Source organism: Mesorhizobium sp. M0140, from assembly GCF_040322475.1.
Classification (GTDB): Bacteria; Pseudomonadota; Alphaproteobacteria; order Rhizobiales; family Rhizobiaceae; genus Mesorhizobium.
The window spans coordinates 1-19,516 of record NZ_JAMYTM010000035.1 but is presented as its reverse complement, the minus strand read 5'-3'; the positions used below and the strand labels follow the sequence as shown (position 1 = coordinate 19,516).

Genomic DNA, 19,516 nt, shown 5'->3' with positions numbered 1-19,516 from the left:
TATTGTCAACGATCCGGAACGAATGGCTGCCCCAAGGAAGCCGGCGTGTTCATCATCGTCAGACGCTTGTTGCGCGAGATTAGAACGAGAACCACGACGGTTGCCAGATAGGGCAGCGAAGAAAGGAACTGCGAGGGCACCGGAATGCCAAAAGCCTGTGCATGAAGCTGGCCGATCCACACCGCGCCGAAGATGTAGGCGCCGGCCAGCACCCGCCATGGCCGCCAGGAGGCGAACACCACCAGCGCCAGCGCGATCCAGCCGCGGCCGGCACTCATGTTCTCCACCCATTGCGGCGTGTAGACCAGCGAGAGATGGCCGCCGGCAAGGCCGGCACAGGCACCGCCGAAGATGACCACGAGGTAGCGATAACGGATCACCTTGATGCCAAGCGCATGCGCCGAGGTGTGGCTGTCGCCGATCGAACGCAGCGTCAGTCCGGTCCGGGTCTTGAACAGGAACCACATGACGGCCGCGGTCAGCGCGATCGAGATGTAGAAGATCGGATCCTGCCCGAACAGCAGCCTGCCGACCACAGGGATTTCCGTCAGGCCGGGAATGTAGAGGTTGGGCAGCCTTTCGCCGGGCTGGCCGACGAAGCTGGTGCCCATCATGCCGGACAGGCCAAGGCCGAGCAGCGTCAGCGACAGGCCGGTCGCCACCTGGTTGGTGGCCAGCGACAGCGTCATGACGGCAAACAGCAGCGAGAATACCGCGCCCATGGCGATTGCCGCCAAAAGGCCGATCCAGGGCGAACCGGTGAGATAGGTCGCGCCGAATCCGCCGACGGCGCCCATGATCATCATGCCTTCGACGCCGAGATTGAGCACGCCGGAGCGCTCGACCACCAGCTCGCCGATTGCCGCGATCAACAGCGGCGTTGCCGCGGTGGCGATGGTCAGAAGGATGTTTACGGTGATGTCCATCAACGGGCTTCCTTCAGCTTCGGTGCGGCTTCGAGTTTGGCCACGCCTTCCGGTTTGGTCAGCGCCAGGCCGATCACGCGGATGCGGTAGTGGATGAGCGTGTCGCAGCCGAGCACGAAGAACAGCAGCATGCCCTGGAACACCCGCGCCACCTTGTCGGAAATGCCGAGCGCGCTTTGCACCGCTTCGCCGCCGAGATAGGTCAGTGCCAGAACCAGTCCGGCGGCAACGATGCCAAGCGGGTTGAGACGGCCAAGGAACGCCACGATGATGGCGGTGAAGCCATAGCCGGGCGAAATGACAGGCTGCAGTTGCCCGATGGCGCCCGAGACCTCGGAGATGCCGGCGAGTCCCGCCAGCGCGCCTGACAGCAGGAAAGCAAAAAAGACCATGCGGTTGAGGCCGAAGCCGGCGAAGCGCCCTGCCCGCGGGCTTGAGCCCAGCACGCGCACCTCAAAACCTTTCAGCATGCGGCTCATCAGGATCCAGACCAGCACCGCGGCGACCAATGCGAAGACAAAACCCCAGTTTGCCCGCCCGGCATCCGGCATCAGCTCCGGCAACACGGCCGAATCGTTGAACTGGATGGTCTGCGGGAAACCATGGCCCTGCGGATCGCGCCAGGGTCCGCGCACCAGCCAGTCGAGGAAGAGCTGCGCGACATAGACCAGCATCAGGCTGGTCAGTATCTCGTTGGTGCCGAAGCGAGTCTTGAGCAGAGCCGGGATCGCCGCATAGGCCGCGCCGCCGACCATGCCGAGCAAAAGCATCAGCGGCAGCACCAGCGGACCTTCGAACTGCGGAAACAGCACCGGAATCATCGAACCGGCAATGCCGCCGAGGATGAACTGGCCTTCGGCGCCGATGTTCCAGATGTTGGCCTTGTAGCAGACCGACAGGCCGACAGCGATCAGGATGAGCGGCGCTGCCTTGATCGCCAGTTCATGCAGCTGCCAGACCTGGCTGATCGGCTCGATGAAATAGATATTGAACGCGGTCAGGGGATTGACACCGAGCAGCGCGAACATGACGGCGCCGGCAATGATGGTCAGCGCAAAGGCGATGAACGGCGACAGGGCCGAAAAAAGCATGGAACGCTGCGGGCGTTTGACGAGTTCGAGGCGCATCATGCCGTCTCCAGCGAGTGTTCGGCGTGGCCTGGTTCGGCGCCGCCCATCAGCAAACCTACCTTTTCGAAGGTTGCCTCGGCGATCGGCATCGGCTTCGACAGCTCGCCATTGTGCATGACCGCGATCGCATCCGATATCTCGAACAGCTCGTCGAGATCCTGGCTGATCACCAGCACCGCCGATCCGCTGCGCGACAGCTCGATCAAGGCCTGGCGGATGTGGGCGGCAGCGCCCGCGTCGACGCCCCAGGTCGGCTGGTTCACCACCATGACGCTCGGCCGGCGGTCGAGTTCACGGCCGACGATGAATTTCTGCAGATTGCCACCCGAAAGGGCCGCAGCCTCCGGATCCGGCGCACTCTTGCGCACATCCATCGCCTCGATGATGCGCTGGGAGGCGGCTTGGATGGCACCGCTCTTCACCATCCCGCCGGAACCGACGAACGCCTTGCCGTCGGTGGCATGGCGCGACAGCAGCAGGTTTTCAGAAAGCTTCATGCGCGGTGCCGCACCGTGGCCGAGGCGCTCCTCCGGCACGAAGGCGGCGCCCAGCAGTCGGCGTCCGGTGATGCTAAGGCCTCCCGCATCCTTGCCACGAATGCGCACCGAGGCGGCATTCTGCTGCAGCACTTCGCCTGAAACGGATTCGAAGAACTCGCCCTGGCCGTTGCCGGCGACGCCGGCGATGCCGATCACCTCGCCAGCGCGGACGTTCAGGTTGATGCCCTTGAGCGGTATCGAGAACGGTGTTGCCGGTTTGCGATTGAGATTGCGGATTTCGAGCAGCGGTGGCGCCTTGTCGATGCCCTCGACCGGCGCGCGCACCACGGCCTGCACCTCGTTGCCGACCATCATGCGAGCCAGCGAAGAGGCTGTTTCCTCACGCGGATTGCAGTGGCCGACCACCTTGCCGTGACGCAGCACCGTGGCGCGGTCGCAGATGCGTTTGACCTCTTCGAGCCGGTGCGAGATGTAGAGGATGGATTTGCCTTCCGAGCGCAAACGCTCCAGCGTCTCGAACAGCTTGTCGGCTTCCTGCGGCGTCAGCACCGAGGTCGGCTCGTCGAGGATGATGAGCTGCGGCGTCTGCAGCAGGCAGCGGATGATCTCGATGCGCTGGCGCTCACCCACCGACAGGTCGCCGACAAGCGATTCAGGATCGAGCGGCAGGCCATAGCTGAAGGAAAGCGCCCTCGCCTTGGCCGCGATGCTGCTGATCGGCGAGCCGTCGTCCAGCGATAGCGCGATGTTTTCGGCCGCGGTCAGCGCCTCGAACAGCGAAAAATGCTGGAACACCATGCCGATGCCGAGTTTTTTCGCGGCGCCGGGGTTGGAAATCCTGACCGCCTGGCCGTTCCAGAAGATCTCTCCGGAATTGGGCTCCAGCGAGCCGAACAGCATCTTGACCAGTGTCGACTTACCGGCGCCGTTTTCGCCGAGCAAAGCGTGGATTTCACCTCTGGCGATGTCGAGATCGATGTGATCGCACGCCGTCAGCGTGCCGAATATCTTGGTGAGGCTACGCACCTCGAGCAGGTTCGTGCCGTCCTGATTTGCACTCACAGTGCCTCCCATCTGGTTAGCCAGACATGTTCTGTGTTCCCGCAGGCATGGTAGGCGCGGCCGGCTCTCATCGGAAAGCGGCACGCGTCTTGAAAGAGCTTCAAGAATTTCAGCGGAAATTCAAGGGATAGCAAGGCAGAACGAACTAAGGGATGAGAATGGTCGTCCCTGTGGTCCTGCGGCCCTCGAGATCGGAATGCGCCTTGCCGGCGTCTTTGAGCGCATAGCGCTGGTTGATCTTGATCTTGACGGCGCCACTGAGCACGACTTCGAACAGGGCAGCGGCGGAGGCCTCGAGGTCTTCGCGCTTTGCGTTGTAGACGAACAGCGTCGGCCTTGTAGCGAACAACGAGCCCTTCTGAGCCAGCAATGACATGCTGAACGGCGGTATAGGTCCGGAGGACTGGCCGAAGCTGACGAACATGCCGAGCGGCCTCAGGCAGTCGAGCGAAGCCGGAAACGTGTCGTTGCCAACCGAATCGTAGACGACATCGCACTTCCTGCCGCCGGTGATGGCAGCAACCCCGGCGACGAAATCCTGTTCCTTGTAGTTGATGACATGGTCGAAACCATGCGCCCTCGCGAGCTCGATCTTGTCGGACGAGCTGGCGGTGCCGATGACGGTCGCGCCGAGGTGTTTTGCCCATTGGCCGAGGATCAGCCCGACGCCGCCGGCCGCGGCGTGGAACAGGATCGTGTCGCCTGCCTTCACCTTGAACGTCCGGCGCAGCAGATATTCCGCCGTCATGCCCTTCAGCATCATCGCGGCGGCCTGTTCGTCGCTGATGCCATCCGGAACCTTGACGACCCGGCTGGCATCGATGACGCGCTCTTGCGCATAAGCCCCCGTCGTCACCGCATAGGCGATGCGATCGCCCGGATTCAGCCAGTCGACGCCCTGGCCGACCTCCAGCACCACGCCGGCGGCTTCGCTGCCTGGCACGAGCGGGAAGCCGCCGGGCGGCGGATAGAGGCCAGAGCGATGATAGACATCGATGAAATTGAGGCCGATCGCGGTGTGCCGGACCAGGATCTGCCCGGATCCCGGCTGACCGAGGTCGGCGTCCTCGTAGGTCAGGACTTCCGGGCCGCCGTTGGCGTGAATGCGGATCGCTTTGGACATTGCTAGGTTTCCTGTGGGGCTAGGCTCTCTGTGGGAGTGGCTGATCAGGCCTTTTTGGCACCGAGATTGGGAAAGAACTGCATGATGCCACCGATGCAGGCAAGGTAAAGCCCGGTGATGGTGATGCCGATCTTGGTGAAGGTGCTGACCTGCTCGCCCAGCACGCCGATCTGATCGTAGAAGGCAGCGAGTGCCGCCTGGGCCAGGGCAAGCGCGCCGAAAGCGCACCACAAGAGAGTCATCCCAAGGTTGATGCGCCGCAGCCGCACCACCCGCACCGGGTGGATGAAGTTGATCGGTACGAAAGTCAGGACGCCGGCCACCACCACCACCGCAAACGAAACCCATTGTCCGGGCTCGATGACGAACAGGGTGAACACCACCATGTTCCAGACCACGGGGAACCCCTTGAAGAAATTCTCCTTCGTCTTCATGCCGGTGTCGGCATAGTAGATGGCGCTGGAGACGACGATGATCGCCGCAGACAGGAATGACAGGCCCTCGCCCATGAAGCCGCGCTGATAGAGCGCGAAGGCCGGGATCAGCACGTAGGTCACGTAGTCGATGATGTTGTCGAGCAGTTCGCCCGACCAAGTCGGCAGGATTTCCTTGACCTCGAGCTTCCGCGCGATCGGCCCATCGATGCCGTCGACGAACAATGCCAGCCCGAGCCACCAGAACATCGCCGTCCAGCGCTCTTCGCTTGCCGCTACCAGCGACAGGAAGGCCAGGAACGACCCCGAGGCGGTCAAGAGGTGGACGGAGAACGCTCTCGCCTGTGGCCAGGTGACCTTCTTCTTCGGGCGCGGAATCCGGTCCGTGATCTTTTTGGCGGCTTTTCGGGCCGTTGTGTTCTTGCTCACGGGCCCCGCCAATCCAGCTTGCAGATTTCGGCCGAACGGCCGGCGAAATTCCAGTTGCGGCCGAAAGCCCGCATCTTGCTCTTGTCGGACCGGGCCACGATGATCTCAGGCGCGATCCAGTATTCCGAATTGCTGATCACCGTGTCCTTGTCGCGGTCCTTGCCGGGGATGGGTGTCACCGCTCCGTCGATAATCTTCGGTATCTGGAATATACGCGTCTTGTCACGCGTCTCATAGGTGATCGGCACCTGCTCGACGCCGAGGAATTTGCCGACGAGGATGGAGAGCAGCGATGTGGTTCCGCCTGCCTTGCCGGTGAAGATCTTGGTCAGCGCCTTGACCGCGTAGACAGAGGCGCGGCTGTCGATGAACAGGCCCGCGGTCCAGTTGCCGCGGCTCATGTAGCCGGGAATTTCCATGACCAGCCCGAGATTGAGGCCGGACAGATCTACTTCACCGAAATGGCCGGCATCGATGCGAAATCCCGCCCAGGTCTGGCAGTAGCCTTCGGTCGGCGGATGATTGCCAAGCGACAGCACGCAGGGGCAAAAAACCGTGCAATTGCAGGAGAGTACGAGCTCTCCCTTCATCGCCCAGCTCTGGTCTGCCATCGATTTTCCCCCACTCACAGCGAGACTACTAGCAGCGCGGCTGCCCAGACAAGCAGTATCGCACCGGCCAGCCGGGTTGGAACCCTGCTGGCGGTTTGTTTTTCGATCAGGGTGAACAGCCCGATCAACGCCATCCAGAAAATGTTCATGACGCCAACGGCGAACATCACCAGCATCAAGGCCCAGCAGCAGCCGAGACACCACAGACCTTGAGCGACACCGAGCCGAAAGACGCTGGCCGGCCTGGCGCTCCAGTTCGCGAAAAGGATCGAGAACGGGTTCTTGCATTTCTTCAGGCAAGCTTCCTTCAGGCCGCTGAACTGGTAGACACCGGCAATCAGCAGAGCGAGCGCAGCGGCAAGGCCGACGACCGGATCGAGCATCCCGGCTGACGAGGCGAATGCATGGGCGGCCAAGGTCAGCGCCGCGAACATCATTGAAGCGGCGAGCCAGACGCTGAGGTAACCGGCGACCAGCACCAGCGGGTGAACGACCGGTTCGCCCTTGATGCGAGCCGTGTCCGTGATTTCGCAATAGGTGCGGATCATCGGCGCCGCCGAAGGCAGCATCGTCGCGATCGCCATCAGGAACCACATGAAAACGAGCGCGCCGGCCTGCAAGCCGAGACTTGTGTCCAAAGGCACCGGTGAGAGGCACAGCACAAAGAACCGTTCCAGGAAATCGGGCAGCGGCAGTTGCGGCAGGCTGCGCAGGATCGTGTCGCCGGGGGCGCTGACGCCTGCAATCCCGCCTTCGGCGCCGCGGATTGCCATCGCGGCAAGGGTCAGCCAGGCAAGCAGGATGCAAGCGCCGACAACGACGTTTACCGTGACGCGAGGACTGCGCGCGATGCCGGCCATGGCGCGGCCGGCGCGGTCGAGATGCCTGAAGTCGTCCTGCTGGCCGGTCATGACATCCGAATGGGCCGAATCGCCGCGTTGATCAAGCGGCATGATCTGACCTATATGCTCATCGAACGGCAGGTCGGGTGGACCGCCTCGCATTGCAAGCCGGAAGCCGATCTTGGAGCATCAGCAAACTGCGCGGATACTGGTTGCCGGCACGGGGCCGGCAGGACTGATCGCGGCGCTCGGTTTTGCCGCCGAGGGTTTCCCGGTGACACTGGTCGGGCCGGAGGCCACCGCCCCCGATGGCCGCACGACGGCCCTGATGAACCCTGCCTTGAAAGTGCTCGACCGGCTTGGCGTGCTCGAAGCCGTCAAATCCAAGGCGGCGGCCCTGAAAGTGATGCGCATCGTCGACGCCACCAGCCGGCTGATCCGCAGCCCGGTCGTCACCTTCCGTGCCAGCGAGATCGACGAGGACCAGTTCGGGCTGAACCTTCCCAACAGCGTGCTCAACCCGGCACTCGCCAGCGCCGTTGCCGCGCATGCCGGCATCGACCGGCTGATGCCGATGGTGGCGAACTGGCATCTCGATGCCGAGCGCGCCCGTGCCGTCCTGTCCGACGGCAGCACGGTCGACGCAGCGCTGGCGGTCGCCGCCGATGGGCGGTTGTCACCGGCGCGCCAGGCGGCCGGCATCTCGACCTCGGCCCGGTCCTACCCGCAGGCAGCTCTCGTCCTCAATTTCGGCCATGGCGGCGACCATGCCTTCACCTCGACCGAATTCCACACCGAGACCGGTCCGTTCACGCAGGTCCCGCTGCCCGGCAATCGCTCCAGCCTGGTCTGGGTGGTCAAGCCCCAGACCGCGACCGACCTCGCCGCACTGGACGATGCGACGCTTTCTCAGCGGGTCGAACAGCAGATGCAGTCGATGCTGGGCCGGGTAACGGTCGAGCCGGGCAGGCAGATCTATCCGCTTTCGGCGGTGACGCCACTGCGTTTCGCCCGAGATCGGGTGGCGCTGGTCGGCGAAGCCGCCCATGTGTTTCCCCCGATTGGTGCGCAAGGCCTCAATCTCGGCATCAGGGACGTCGACGATCTAATTGGAATCGCTCGTGAAAATAGAGCCGATCCAGGTGCAGCCAAGGCGCTTGCAGCCTACGATTTCAAGCGCCGCCCCGATATTCTGGCGCGCAGCAGCGTGGTCAACCTGCTCAACATGTCGCTGCTTTCCGACATGCTGCCGGCGCAGATGGCCCGCGTTGCCGGGCTCGGTGTGCTCGGAGGCTTCGCGCCGCTTCGGGCTTTTTTCATGCGCGAGGGACTTCGTCCCGGCAGCGGTTTTGCCGCGCTTGCTGGCGGGTTAGGGAAACAGGTCCGGCGCTAGGATATTGTGCCGGATCAGGTAGAGCAGCCCGGTGACGGTCACGACCGACAGGCAGGTTGTGATCAGCACACTGGCCGACGCGCGCTGTACCCAGACGCCATACTGCTGGGCGATGACGAAGACGTTGGTGGCGGTCGGCAATGCCGCCAGAAGCACCGCCGAGAAGACCCATGTCTCAGAAAAATTGCCGATCCAGCTCAGCACGACATAGCAGAGCAACGGGTGCAGGATCAGTTTCAGCGCCGCAATCGGAACCATCTCATGCGGGACGCGATTGAGCGGCCTGAGCGCCAGGGTGACGCCCATGGCAAACAGCGCGCAAGGTGCGGCCGCCCGGGAAAGATATTCCAGAAGTCGCTCCACCGGCACGGGCGGTCGAAAGCCGATATAGGCGGCGCCGACACCCAGGGCGGTTGCGATGATGAACGGGTGCAGCACGATCTTGCGCACGACACCCAGCGCAAGCCGGAGAGGAGTGGTCTTCTCGTTGCCCGACAGCGCCATCATCATGGGTGCGAGGGCGAAATGCATGATGTTCTCGAAACAGAAGATCAGGGCGACCGGCACAGCCGCCTCCTCGCCGAAGGCCAGCAATGCCAGCCCCGGTCCCATATAGCCGATATTGCCATAGGCGGCCGCGAGCGCCTTGATGGTCGATTGCGCTATCTCGCCGCGCGAGGTCAGCACCGACCCCATGAACATCAAGGAAAATATCATGAAGGTGGAGACGACCGAACCGAAGATGAAGCGCCATTCCGTCAGGTCTTCGAACGGCGTCCTGGCAAGCAGTTGGAAGAAAAGGGCCGGCAGCGCGACATAGACGATGAACGTGTTCATCCAGCCGAGCGCCTCCAGCGGCTGCCTGGTGATGCGCGCCACCAGAAACCCGACAAAAATCAAGCCGAAGAACGGAAGAACAAGACCGATGACGTCAGACATTTTTATGCTGGTCCGAAACCCTGGCGCCGGGCTAGCCCGTTGCTTGATAGGGCGTCAAGCGCCTCGGGATTGAATTGATGCGCGGTCTGCGCCAAATAAGCCCAAGGAATTCAGTGGTGAGTACGATGAAAACAGCCAAATTCGCAATCGGACAGGTGGTTCGCCACCGGCTGTTTCCATTCAGGGGCATCATTTTCGACGTCGATCCGCAATTCGCCAACACCGACGAATGGTACGAAGCCATCCCCGCCGACGTTCGGCCGCGCAAGGATCAGCCTTTCTATCATCTGCTCGCCGAGAATTCGGAGACCGAATACATCGCCTACGTCTCCGAGCAGAATCTGCTTGAGGATCAGTCGGGTGAGCCGGTCCGGCATCCGCAGATCAAGGAGATGTTCGACAAGAGGCCGGACGGCGGCTACCAGCCGAAACGGCAGTCAAGGCACTAACCCGCGGAGAGACGGGCACAAAAAAAGCGGGGCATGACCCCGCTTCTTTGTTGGCCGGACGATATCGGCCGATCAGTTGGCGGTCTTCGCCTTGTCCTGCTCTTCCTTGAGCTTCTTGGCGAAATCCTGGTTGTTCTTGGCGACGAAGTCCTGAAGCTTCTTCTGCCGGTCCTCGATGTCCGACTGCTGCAGCGCCGGGCCGTCATAGGCGCCGCTGAAGCCCTGCAGGGCGATCTTGATCGGATTGGGCTGGTTCTGGAAATTGACGGAAGTCAGCGTGATCGCCTGGCCTTTCTTGAATGCCGCGACGAGTTGATCGGTCAGCGGCACTTCGGCCACGCAACGATCCGGGAAGCAGATCACATAATCGAGCTTCTGCGCCTTGCCGGTGTCGATCTGCAGGCCGATTCCGGGAGGCACCAGACGGCCGGTCGGCACCGTCACCTGGAACACCTTGCGGTTCACCTTGCCCTTCAGCTCGATCAGGCTGACGCCGGTGACCAGTTGGCCGTTGCCGGCGGTGGTGATGTTCTGGACATTGCAGATGTCGACGTCTTCCTGCTTGGTGCAGGCCTTGAACCAGCCTTGCGGAATCTGCTGTTGCTGCTGTGCGGAAGCGGCGGGAAGTCCTGCGCCGAGAAAGCCGACCACGCCAGCGGCCATGACCGAGAGGCGGTACGCGTTGCTGTTCAGGCTCGTCATGTCGTGCACTTCCTCTCAAATGATCCCGGGACCGGCTTCTTCGTGCCGTGTGGTCCAGCTACCTGTTGCCGAAATGAGGCAACAGAATGACTTCGGAGGGCGTGTTACACTGCAAGCGAGGCCGAATCCAGCCCGGCGTCAGCAATTGTTGAACGCGCGGTTGGCCGGCGCGCAGCCGCCCCATGCTAGGGTGCACACCGAATCATCAAGCCGACCCAATAAGGAGACGGTCATGGGCCGCGTTGTTGTTTGGCTGATTACCGGGATATCGTTTCTCGCCCTTTCGCATCAGCCGGCCGCATCGGAGCCGAAGCACGCTATCGCCATGCAGGGCGAGCCGGCGCTGCCGCCCGGCTATACGCATTTCGATTACGTCAATCCCGATGCGCCGAAGGGTGGCTCGATCACGTATTGCGTCGTCGGCAGCTTCGACAACCTCAACCCTTTCATCCTCAAGAGCCTGCGCACGACGGCGCGCGGCATGATGGACACGATCTTCGGCAATCTGGTCTTCGAGCCGTTGATGCAGCGCAATGCCGACGAGGCTTTCACGCTTTACGGTTTGTTGGCCGACAGCGCCGACATGGACCCGGAGCGCAAGAGCATCGAATTCCATCTCAACCCGAAGGCCAAATGGTCGGACGGCCAGCCAGTGACGCCGGAAGATGTGCTGTTCAGCTACGATGTCTACACCGAGAAAGGGCGACCGCCCTACAGCGACCGCATGGCCAGGGTCGCCAAGCTCGAAAAGACCGGCGATCACAGCGTGCGCTTCACCTTCAACGACAAGGCCGATCGCGAATTCCCGCTGATCATCGCGCTGACCCCAATCATCCCGAAGCATGCCTTCGACAAGGAGACTTTCGACAGGACGACGCTCAAGCCGGTGATCGGCAGTGGCCCCTATACGATCGCGCAGGTGCAGCCCGGCCAGCGCATCGTGTTCAAGCGCAACCCGGATTACTGGGGCAAGGACGTCCCGGCCAAGCGCGGTTTCGACAATTACGACCAGATCACTATCGAGTATTTCCTCAACGCTAACGCCAAGCTCGAAGCGTTCAAGAAAGGCCTTTGCGCCATCGACGACGATAGCGATCCGGTGAAGCGCGAGCGCGATCTCGATTTTCCGGCCTTCCACAAGGGCGATGTGGTCGCGCAGACCTTCGACACCGGCATTCCGCCCGTGGTGACTGGTTTCCTGTTCAACACGCGGTTGCCGAAATTCGCCAACCCGGTCGTGCGGCGCGCGCTCGGTATGCTTTATGACTTCGAATGGGCCAACAAGAACCTGTTCGGCGGCAAGTACGCGCGGACAATGAGCTATTGGCAAAACTCCGAGCTTTCCGCGCTCGGCCATCCAGCGGACGACAAGGAGAAAGCGCTTCTGGCGCCCTACCCCGGCCGCGTGCCGGCCGATGTCATGGACGGTACATGGCGGCCGCCGGTGACCGACGGATCGGGCCAGGACCGCCGCGTGCTGAAGGCAGCCTTCGATCTTTTGAAAAGTGTCGGCTACCACGTGCAGAATGGAACGATGCTCGATCCCGAAGGCAAACCCTTCAGCTTCGAAATCCTGACCGCGTCGCAGGACGAGGAGCGCCTTGCCGGCATCTACCAGCGCACGCTGGAGAAGATCGGCATCGATCTCACCATTCGCAGCCTCGACGGCGATCAGATCCAGTCGCGCAAGCAGCGCTTCGACTTCGAGGTCCTGGTCGGATCGAGCGGCTTCAACAATTCGTTGTCGCCCGGCATCGAGCAGAGCGGGCGCTGGAGTTCCGCCGCGGCCAGGACGGAAGGCTCGTTCAATCTCGCCGGCGTCGCCGATCCGGCTGTGGACGCGGCGATCGAGGCGATGCTGCGCGCCCGCTCCAAGGAGGATTATGTTGCCGCAGTTCGCGTTCTCGACCGGCTGCTGATCTCCGGCAACTACATGGTGCCGATGCAGTACAACACGCAGCAATGGATCGCCTACTGGAACTACCTGGAACATCCGCAAAAGACGCCCATATTCGGGTATCAACTGCCAACATGGTGGCGCAAGCCCAACTGAGGGATCAGGAGGTCGAGATGAGCGAATTGAGCGCCATCACCGTCGATGTGGTGTCCGATGTCGTCTGCCCCTGGTGCTTCATCGGCCAGAAGCGGCTCGACAGGGCGATTGCCGCCGTCGGCGATGTCGACGTGCATGTCCGCTGGCGGCCGTTCCAGCTCGATCCAACCATTCCGTCTGATGGCAAGGACCGCCGCGAATACATGCTGGCAAAATTCGGCAGCGACGAGCGCATCCGCGAGATTCACGTCCGCATCGAGCCGCTGGGCGAAATCGAAGGCATCTCGTTCGCCTTCGACGCCATCAAGGTGGCGCCGAACACGCTGGATGCGCACCGGCTGATCCGCTGGGCAGGTGCCGCCGGCGAAGCCATTCAGAACAGGCTTGTGCGCCGGCTATTCCAGTTGAATTTCGAGGAAGGCGCCAACATCGGCGATCATGCCGTGCTGGTCGAGGCGGCGCGCGAGGCCGGCATGGATGCGTCCGTGGTCGCCACGCTTTTGCCGACCGAGGCCGATGTCGAGGCGGTGCGCACCGAGATCGCCACCGCGTCGCGCATGGGCATTTCTGGTGTACCGTGCTTCCTGCTCGAGGACAAATACGCGGTCATGGGCGCGCAGGATGCCGACACGCTGGCCGATGCCATTCGCCAGGTGGCGGCCGCCAAGGCGCGCGGCGAACTGGAAAAGGCCGGCTGAGCCGACCGCCCTCTCCTCTCCGCGACAGCAGCAAGCGTTACTTCACCGTCGCCTTGGCCTTGCTGATGAAAAATCCATGGCCGTTCGTGGCCGTGCAGGACAGTCCCTTGCTTGACGACTGGCACGAAAACGGCCCGGCGCTCCAGCTGTTGCCGTAGCCAAGCTTGTCGACATCGCTGCAGCAGCCCTGCTCGCCGGGGTTCTTGATCAGCGTGGCTGGCCCCTTCGGACCCAGGATAATCGTGACGTAGCTTGGCTCGACGCGCGAGCAGCTCAGCTCCGGGCCACCATCCCTTGGTTCATAGGTGCCGGTGCCGCCTTTGGGTGTGTAGATGCAGCCGATGTTGCCGGACGGCGTGTTGAACTCGATCTGGCCTTCGGCGCTGGCCGGGATGCTCTGCTGGCCGGCATGCGCCAAAGGTACGAGGGGCAGCCAGGCGAAGAGGGACAGGATTGCGGCCGCGCGTGCAAGCATTGGGAGCTTCCTTGTTGGAGAACCGAACATGCATGAGTGTCGACGATGCCAGGCAAGGTTCAATCCCAAGCGGATGAATTGTCAAACGCAGTTCCTCAGCCGATCCGACAAGGAAGCGCCGCTCGGCCGATTCTCCGGTCACCTCCTGCCTCCGGCAAGGACGACAACGGCACGCCCGGCGAGGTCGCGAACGGCAAATTTTCGGGTGTTCGGGTCAACCTGCTTTGAGAAAAGCGCTCGGTCCGGACGATTTTGAGTTCACAAAACCGTGTGAAAACCTTCCCTAAGGGAAGCCGCGCTAACGTCACGCCCCTATGTATCAGGCATTTGAAATCAAAAGCAATATTCGGATTTTTGCCTATCGTTGTCGCTATATTTCAGCATGTAATCTGTTGCCTCACGGCCACGGCTGCCGGCGCAATCCGGTCGGCCCGGTTTTAAATTAATGGAAAATGATCAATTGGTGTTACCATCCGTAACAAAAGAAAAAAGGTTTGGGCGGGATCGTGATTCGGGTCGGTAGACCATCGCAAGAGTCAGTACCGGAAAAAACACCTCGCGATGCCGCAGGGCGATCGCTTCTGACGCCGGTGTCGTCGATGCGCAGCTTCTGGGGCCTGATGCGGGCCTACTGGGTTTCCGACCGCTGGAAGGAAGCCTGGACGCTGACGCTGGTGATCGCACTGCTCACGGCGCTGTCCAGCAAGGCCGGTGTTTGGTTCGCCGAAGCCTCCGGCGAACTGGTCAACTCGATCGCCTTCTTCCATGACGCCGCCAACACCACGCCGCTTCGCTCGCTGCTGGTCAATGCCGGCGTCCTGGTGCTGCTGGTCGTGCTCAAGGACGCCGGCTTCACCGGCATCCGCAGTCTCGTGTCAGCGACATTGCACCGCAAATGGCGCGGCTGGCTGGACAGCCGCTTCAACGAAGCGCTGCTCGACACCAATCATACGCATTTCCACGCCCAGCATGGTTCGTCCGGCAATGCCGCTCCCGACAACATCGATCAGCGCGTCCAGGAATCGATCAAGGACATGACCGGCGGAGCCATCGGCCTCGCCATGGGCGTCCTGGGTGTTGCCACATCGCTTTATTTCGTCGGCCAGAAATTGCTTGAAAACTCGGCGGAAGTGAAAGGGCTGGAATTTCTCGGCAGCTACGGCAGTGCGGTTTTGGCTTTCCTGGCGGTCGCCACCTACGTGCCGCTGAACACTTGGATCGCGGTCAAACTGGGTCGTCTGCTGGAACGGCTCAACGTCAGGATGCAGCAATCCGAAGGCAGCTATCGCGGCGAGTTGACCACTTTCCTGCGTCGCAGCTTCCATGTCGCGGCCTCGCAAGGCGAGGATGTGCAGAAGACGATGCACAATCGACTTTATGTCGACATCGACCGCACTTGGGCGCGGCTGAATATCGTCAACACAGGCTACAATTCGTTCGAGCTGATCTATAATTTCATTGGCGCCCGCATTGTCGCCTATGGACCTGGCCTGGTGCCGTTCATCCACAACGGTTTCGATCTCAAGGGCTACATAACCGGCTCCGAGCTGGTCAATTCGCTGATCAGTCAATGCTCCTGGTTCATCCACGTCATGCCGAACATCGCAACGTTGCGCGCCAACAGCCAGCGCGTCATCGAATTGGCGCAGGCGATCGAGAATGTCCAGCATCCGCAGGAATTCTACAGCCAGACCGGCCGCTCCGATTTCCACTACACCAGCCAGAACCCGGTTTTTGGCCTGACCATCCAGAAGCTCGAACTGGCGCATCAAGGCGAGGATGCGACGCCCTTCCTCAGCGCCGCCAATCTGCGCTTCCGGCGCGGCGAATGGACTTTCCTGAAAGGCGAGTCCGGCTGCGGCAAGACTTCGCTGATCAAGGCGATCAACGGCCTGTGGCCCTATGGCCGCGGCACCATCGTCTTCCCCGAGGGCGTCAAGAGTTTCTATGCCGCCCAGGAGGTCAAGCTGCAGCAGGTGACGCTGAAGCAACTGGTCTGCCTTCCGGGCTCCGAGCGCGACCATGGCGACGCGCAGGTCGCGTCGGCGCTGCACAAGGCGGGGCTCGGCGACTTTATCGAGCATATGGCCGACGAAAGCCGCGAAGGCAAAAGCTGGGACCAGGTGCTGTCGGGCGGCCAGAAACAGAAGCTGGTGGTGGCCCGCATCGTGCTGCAGCAGCCGGGGCTGCTGTTCCTCGACGAGGCGACCGGGGCGCTCGACCCCGACGGCAAGGTCGCCTTCCACCAGGCCATCAAGGACAACTGCCCCGATGTCACGGTGATCAGCGTCATGCACGAGGCGGTTGCGCCAAGATCGATGACGGGCAGCGAATTCTATCACAGCATCGTCGCGATCGCCGACGGCGTCGCCACCAAGAAGCCGCTGGTTCCGACCTTGCCCGTCGAGCTCACCACCATTCTCGTGCAGCCAAGGCCGGCCCCAAGGCCGGTCGAGGACAAGTGGCTGCGCTTCTCGCGCCGGCTGAAGCAGAAATAACGGTTATTCCACCCCGGTCTGCGTAGTCGCACGGCGGCCGGCGATCACAGTCTCGCGATCTCGGCCGCTCGTCGGCGTTTTCCCTCCTCACCGCGATTGACACGGCAAGGCGCGCTCCTATGTTGCGCCCGCTTGCAGATAGTAAAAACGCGAACCCGCAAGCGGAAAGGTCACCGCGCCATGCCTGGCGACAGTCACAGTCGAACGCAACAGCCGTCCGCCCTGACGTGACCTCACATGGTTCATGTCCTGCCGGACGGCAAGGAGTGAGCCATGAACGAATTTACCGCCGTAGCCAGCGACGAGGCCGTCGCGATTGCCCGTATCCTAGCCAACGATCACGTCGCCGACATTGTCGAGGCCCTGAACAGGGAGCCTCGAGAGACCGCGACGGAACTGCTCTGTGAAGTGACGTTCGAACGTCTGGTCGAGATCTTCGATCAGCCGGAACTCGACGGCGCGTCCGAACTCATGGAGGCGCTGCCGCGCGCCAAGGCGGGCAAGCTGCTCACCGCGATGTCGGTCGACCGTGCCGCCGACATCCTGCGCGAGCTGGAAGAGCCGGCCCGTTCCGAGCTGCTTGGCGGGCTTGCACCGCCGCTGCGCGCAACGCTGCTCTCCATCCTCGGCTATCCCGAAGGCAGCGCCGCATCGATCATGACGACGGAGTTCGTCAGCGTGCCCTCGGACTGGACCGTCGGGCAAACGCTAGACTACATCTGCAAGGTGGAGCGGACGCGCGAGACCGTGTATGCGATCTATATCGTCGATCCGCAAACGCACCTGCTTGTGCGCTCGACGGGCCTGCGCCGGCTGATCACCGGTGAGCCCGGCGATTCGATCATGACGGTGGCGCCGGATCATCTTCCGGTGACGGTCGGACCGCTGACCGATCGCGAAACCCTGGCGCAGACGATCTCCAAATACGATCTGCTCGCCGTTCCGGTCGTCGACCATGGCAAGATCCTCGGCATCGTCACCATCGACGACATCATCGACACGATGATCGCGGAGACGACCGAGGATGTGCACCGTTTCGGCGGCATGGAGGCGCTGGACGAGCCGTACATGAAGATGAGCTTCCTCGCCATGATCAAGAAACGTGGCGGCTGGCTGTGCGCGCTGTTCATCTCGGAGATGCTGACGGCCAACGCGATGCAGAGCTATGAGGGCGAGCTGGAGAAGGCGATCGTGCTGACGCTGTTCATCCCGCTGATCATGAGCTCGGGCGGCAATTCCGGCTCGCAGGCGACCTCGCTGGTCATCCGTGCGCTGGCGCTGCGCGAGATCGGTCTTGGCGACTGGTGGCGGGTGGCGCTGCGCGAGCTGCCCACCGGTCTCGTGCTGGGCGCCATGCTCGGCGTGGTCGGCGTCTGCCGCATTGCGCTGTGGCAATATATGGGCTTCTACGACTATGGCCCGCACTGGCCGCTGATCGCCACGACGGTGGGCGCGGCCCTCGTCGGCATCGTCACCTTCGGTTCGCTGTCGGGGTCGATGCTGCCGTTCGCCTTGAAACGCATCGGCTTCGACCCTGCCAGCGCATCGGCGCCGTTCGTCGCCACGCTGGTCGATGTCACCGGGCTGGTGATCTACTTCTCGGTGGCGCTGGTGATCCTGCGCGGCACGCTGCTGTAGCCGCTTCCTTATCTCCGCCGTGGCAAATACCTTGCCGCGGCGGAGTTCCCCAGTCCGGCTTTACCGTCAATCGACCCGCACGCCGTCCTTCATGCGGTAGGTCGGCTTGTACATGGTGACCAGTTCTTCCGCCGCTGTCGGATGCACGGCCATTGTGCGGTCGAAATCGTCCTTGGTCAGGCCGGCCTTCAGCGGGATGCCGAGAAGCTGCGCCATCTCGCCGGCGTCCGGCCCCAATATGTGGGCGCCAAGCACTTTCTTCGACGCGCCGTCGACCACCAGCTTTATCAGCATCTTCTCATCCCGCCCGGACAGCGTGTGCCGCATCGGCCGGAATGTCGCGCGGTAGATCTCGATGTCGGGGAAGCGTTTGACGGCGTCGTCCTCCGACACGCCGACAGTGCCGATCTCCGGCTGTGAAAAGACGGCGGTCGCGATCGTCTCGTGATCGGGCGCGGTTGGATTTCCCTTGAAGGCGGTTTCAATAAAACACATCGCCTCGTGGATCGCCACCGGCGTCAGTTGCACGCGGTTGGTGACGTCGCCGATCGCCCAGATGCTGTCGATATTGGTGCGGGAATATTGGTCGACGGCGATGGCGCCGGTCTTGGTCATCTCCAGTCCGATGCCTTCCAGGCCCATATTCTCGGTGTTGGGAATGCGGCCGATGGCCAGCATCACCTGGTCGACGGTCAGCACCTCGCCGCCGCTGACGAGCGCGTCGAGCCGGCCGTCCGGCCGCTTGCGGATCCATTCGGACACGGAATGGCAGAGGATCCTTATCCCCTTCTTTTCCATCGTCTCGTGCAGCATCCGCCGCAGGTCCATGTCGAACCGGCTGAGGATCTCCTTGCCGCGATAGACCAGCGTGGTGTCGACGCCGAGACCGTGAAAAATGTTGGCGAACTCGACGGCGATGTAGCCGCCGCCCTCGATCATGATCGCCTTGGGCAATTCCTTGAGGTCGAAAGCCTCGTTGGAAAAGATGCAATGTTCATGGCCGGGTAGCGCCGGATGCGCCGCGGGTCGGCCGCCGGTGGCAATCAGGATCTGGTCTGCTGTGACGGTGCGATCCTCACCCAGCAGATGCACGACATGTGGGTCGACGATCATGGCGCGCGAGTGGAAGGTCTCGCCGCCGGCGCCTTCGACGTTCCTGACGTAGATCGCCTCCAGCCGGCTGATCTCGCGATCCTTGTTGGCGACCAGCGTCTGCCAGTCGAAACTGGCTTCCGGCACCGTCCAGCCATAGCCGGCGGCGTCGGCAAAATGCTCGGGAAATTGCGAGGCATAGACATAGAGCTTTTTCGGCACGCAGCCGCGGATGACGCAGGTGCCGCCATAGCGGTATTCCTCGGCGATGCCGACACGCTTGCCGAGAGCCGCGGCGACACGCGCCGCCCTGACCCCTCCTGAACCGCCGCCGATGACGAAAAGATCGTAGTCGTAACCGGCCATGACGCGGCTCCCAAGCTTCAGAAATGTGTCAGACAGGTAGGCCGCAATCCGTCAAAAGAAAAGCCCGGACAGGCCGTAATGCAGTTCACTTAAGTTGGGCTGGATGAGGATCTGGTAAGACCTATCGAACAGGATGGAGATTCGTTTCCATCCTGT

The 19,516-nt window shown here is 62.3% G+C and carries 17 protein-coding genes and 1 pseudogene; 6 read left to right on the top strand and 12 right to left on the bottom strand.

The annotated features are described in order from the left end of the window. Positions 1 to 5: 5 nt before the first annotated feature. The 7 genes from NKJ37_RS26725 to NKJ37_RS26695 all read right to left on the bottom strand — a co-directional run bounded on the left by NKJ37_RS26725 (position 6) and on the right by NKJ37_RS26695 (position 7,168). Positions 6 to 926, bottom strand: a complete 921-nt coding sequence (locus NKJ37_RS26725) for an ABC transporter permease (protein WP_352775703.1) — start codon at positions 924 to 926, stop codon at positions 6 to 8. Continuing rightward, positions 926 to 2,056, bottom strand: coding sequence for an ABC transporter permease (locus NKJ37_RS26720; protein ID WP_352721481.1), 1,131 nt, complete (start codon positions 2,054 to 2,056; stop codon positions 926 to 928). Before NKJ37_RS26720 ends, NKJ37_RS26725 begins: the two co-directional genes overlap by 1 nt. After that, the gene (locus NKJ37_RS26715; RefSeq protein ID WP_023811886.1) at positions 2,053 to 3,630 is read right to left on the bottom strand and encodes an ABC transporter ATP-binding protein; all 1,578 of its coding nucleotides are present in this window, start codon (positions 3,628 to 3,630) and stop codon (positions 2,053 to 2,055) included. Before NKJ37_RS26715 ends, NKJ37_RS26720 begins: the two co-directional genes overlap by 4 nt. Positions 3,631 to 3,763: 133 nt before the next feature. Then, positions 3,764 to 4,741 carry a quinone oxidoreductase family protein gene (locus tag NKJ37_RS26710; RefSeq protein WP_352759856.1) on the bottom strand — a complete coding sequence of 326 codons (978 nt, stop codon included), beginning with the start codon at positions 4,739 to 4,741 and terminating at the stop codon, positions 3,764 to 3,766. 44 nt (positions 4,742 to 4,785) lie between these two features. Beyond that, a complete protein-coding gene (gene pcsA / locus NKJ37_RS26705) occupies positions 4,786 to 5,604 on the bottom strand; it encodes a phosphatidylcholine synthase (RefSeq protein WP_023811884.1) in 819 nt (272 codons plus the stop codon). Beyond that, entirely contained in the window at positions 5,601 to 6,215 is a 615-nt protein-coding gene (locus tag NKJ37_RS26700) for a DUF1326 domain-containing protein (RefSeq protein ID WP_352721485.1), read from the bottom strand. The genes pcsA and NKJ37_RS26700 overlap by 4 nt, the downstream gene beginning before the upstream one ends. Positions 6,216 to 6,229: 14 nt before the next feature. After that, positions 6,230 to 7,168 (bottom strand): DUF2182 domain-containing protein, encoded by a 939-nt coding sequence (locus tag NKJ37_RS26695; RefSeq protein ID WP_352775698.1) that lies wholly within the window; start codon positions 7,166 to 7,168, stop codon positions 6,230 to 6,232. Between the two features lie 70 nt (positions 7,169 to 7,238). Here NKJ37_RS26695 and NKJ37_RS26690 point away from each other — a divergent pair, with 70 nt between their 5' ends. Further along, on the top strand, positions 7,239 to 8,450 hold the full coding sequence (locus NKJ37_RS26690; RefSeq protein WP_128305845.1) for a UbiH/UbiF family hydroxylase: 1,212 nt from the start codon (positions 7,239 to 7,241) through the stop codon (positions 8,448 to 8,450). Here the strand turns inward: NKJ37_RS26690 and NKJ37_RS26685 are convergent. Beyond that, complete coding sequence (locus NKJ37_RS26685; protein WP_352775694.1) at positions 8,427 to 9,389, bottom strand: AEC family transporter; 963 nt, start codon at positions 9,387 to 9,389, stop codon at positions 8,427 to 8,429. The two genes, NKJ37_RS26690 and NKJ37_RS26685, sit on opposite strands and share 24 nt — an antisense overlap. Positions 9,390 to 9,514: 125 nt before the next feature. On the opposite strand from NKJ37_RS26685, the gene hspQ reads away from it, so the two are divergent. Then, entirely contained in the window at positions 9,515 to 9,838 is a 324-nt protein-coding gene (gene hspQ, locus NKJ37_RS26680) for a heat shock protein HspQ (RefSeq protein WP_023811879.1), read from the top strand. 72 nt (positions 9,839 to 9,910) lie between these two features. Here the strand turns inward: hspQ and NKJ37_RS26675 are convergent, their stop codons facing one another. Next, on the bottom strand, positions 9,911 to 10,540 hold the full coding sequence (locus tag NKJ37_RS26675) for an invasion associated locus B family protein (RefSeq protein WP_013531658.1): 630 nt from the start codon (positions 10,538 to 10,540) through the stop codon (positions 9,911 to 9,913). A 232-nt stretch (positions 10,541 to 10,772) separates the two neighbouring features. Between NKJ37_RS26675 and NKJ37_RS26670 the strand changes: the two genes are divergently transcribed. Further along, positions 10,773 to 12,593: an extracellular solute-binding protein gene (locus NKJ37_RS26670; RefSeq protein WP_023811878.1), complete on the top strand. Its 1,821-nt coding sequence runs from the start codon at positions 10,773 to 10,775 to the stop codon at positions 12,591 to 12,593. A 17-nt stretch (positions 12,594 to 12,610) separates the two neighbouring features. Then, positions 12,611 to 13,291, top strand: coding sequence for a DsbA family oxidoreductase (locus NKJ37_RS26665; protein ID WP_352775690.1), 681 nt, complete (start codon positions 12,611 to 12,613; stop codon positions 13,289 to 13,291). Here the strand turns inward: NKJ37_RS26665 and NKJ37_RS26660 are convergent. Further along, positions 13,270 to 13,377: pseudogene (locus tag NKJ37_RS26660) on the bottom strand (hypothetical protein); the annotation flags it as partial. The gene NKJ37_RS26665 and the pseudogene NKJ37_RS26660 overlap by 22 nt on opposite strands. After that, a complete protein-coding gene (locus NKJ37_RS26655) occupies positions 13,329 to 13,766 on the bottom strand; it encodes a hypothetical protein (protein ID WP_023811876.1) in 438 nt (145 codons plus the stop codon). The pseudogene NKJ37_RS26660 and the gene NKJ37_RS26655, both read right to left, overlap by 49 nt. 599 nt (positions 13,767 to 14,365) lie before the next feature. Here NKJ37_RS26655 and NKJ37_RS26650 point away from each other — a divergent pair. Both NKJ37_RS26650 and mgtE read left to right on the top strand, forming a co-directional pair. Further along, positions 14,366 to 16,264, top strand: a complete 1,899-nt coding sequence (locus NKJ37_RS26650; RefSeq protein ID WP_352677249.1) for an ABC transporter ATP-binding protein/permease — start codon at positions 14,366 to 14,368, stop codon at positions 16,262 to 16,264. Between the two features lie 273 nt (positions 16,265 to 16,537). Next, positions 16,538 to 17,902, top strand: coding sequence for a magnesium transporter (gene mgtE / locus NKJ37_RS26645; RefSeq protein WP_352775686.1), 1,365 nt, complete (start codon positions 16,538 to 16,540; stop codon positions 17,900 to 17,902). Positions 17,903 to 17,968: 66 nt separating this feature from the next. Here mgtE and gor read toward each other — a convergent pair whose 3' ends face one another. Beyond that, the gene (gene gor, locus NKJ37_RS26640; RefSeq protein ID WP_352775683.1) at positions 17,969 to 19,360 is read right to left on the bottom strand and encodes a glutathione-disulfide reductase; all 1,392 of its coding nucleotides are present in this window, start codon (positions 19,358 to 19,360) and stop codon (positions 17,969 to 17,971) included. Positions 19,361 to 19,516 lie beyond the last annotated feature (156 nt).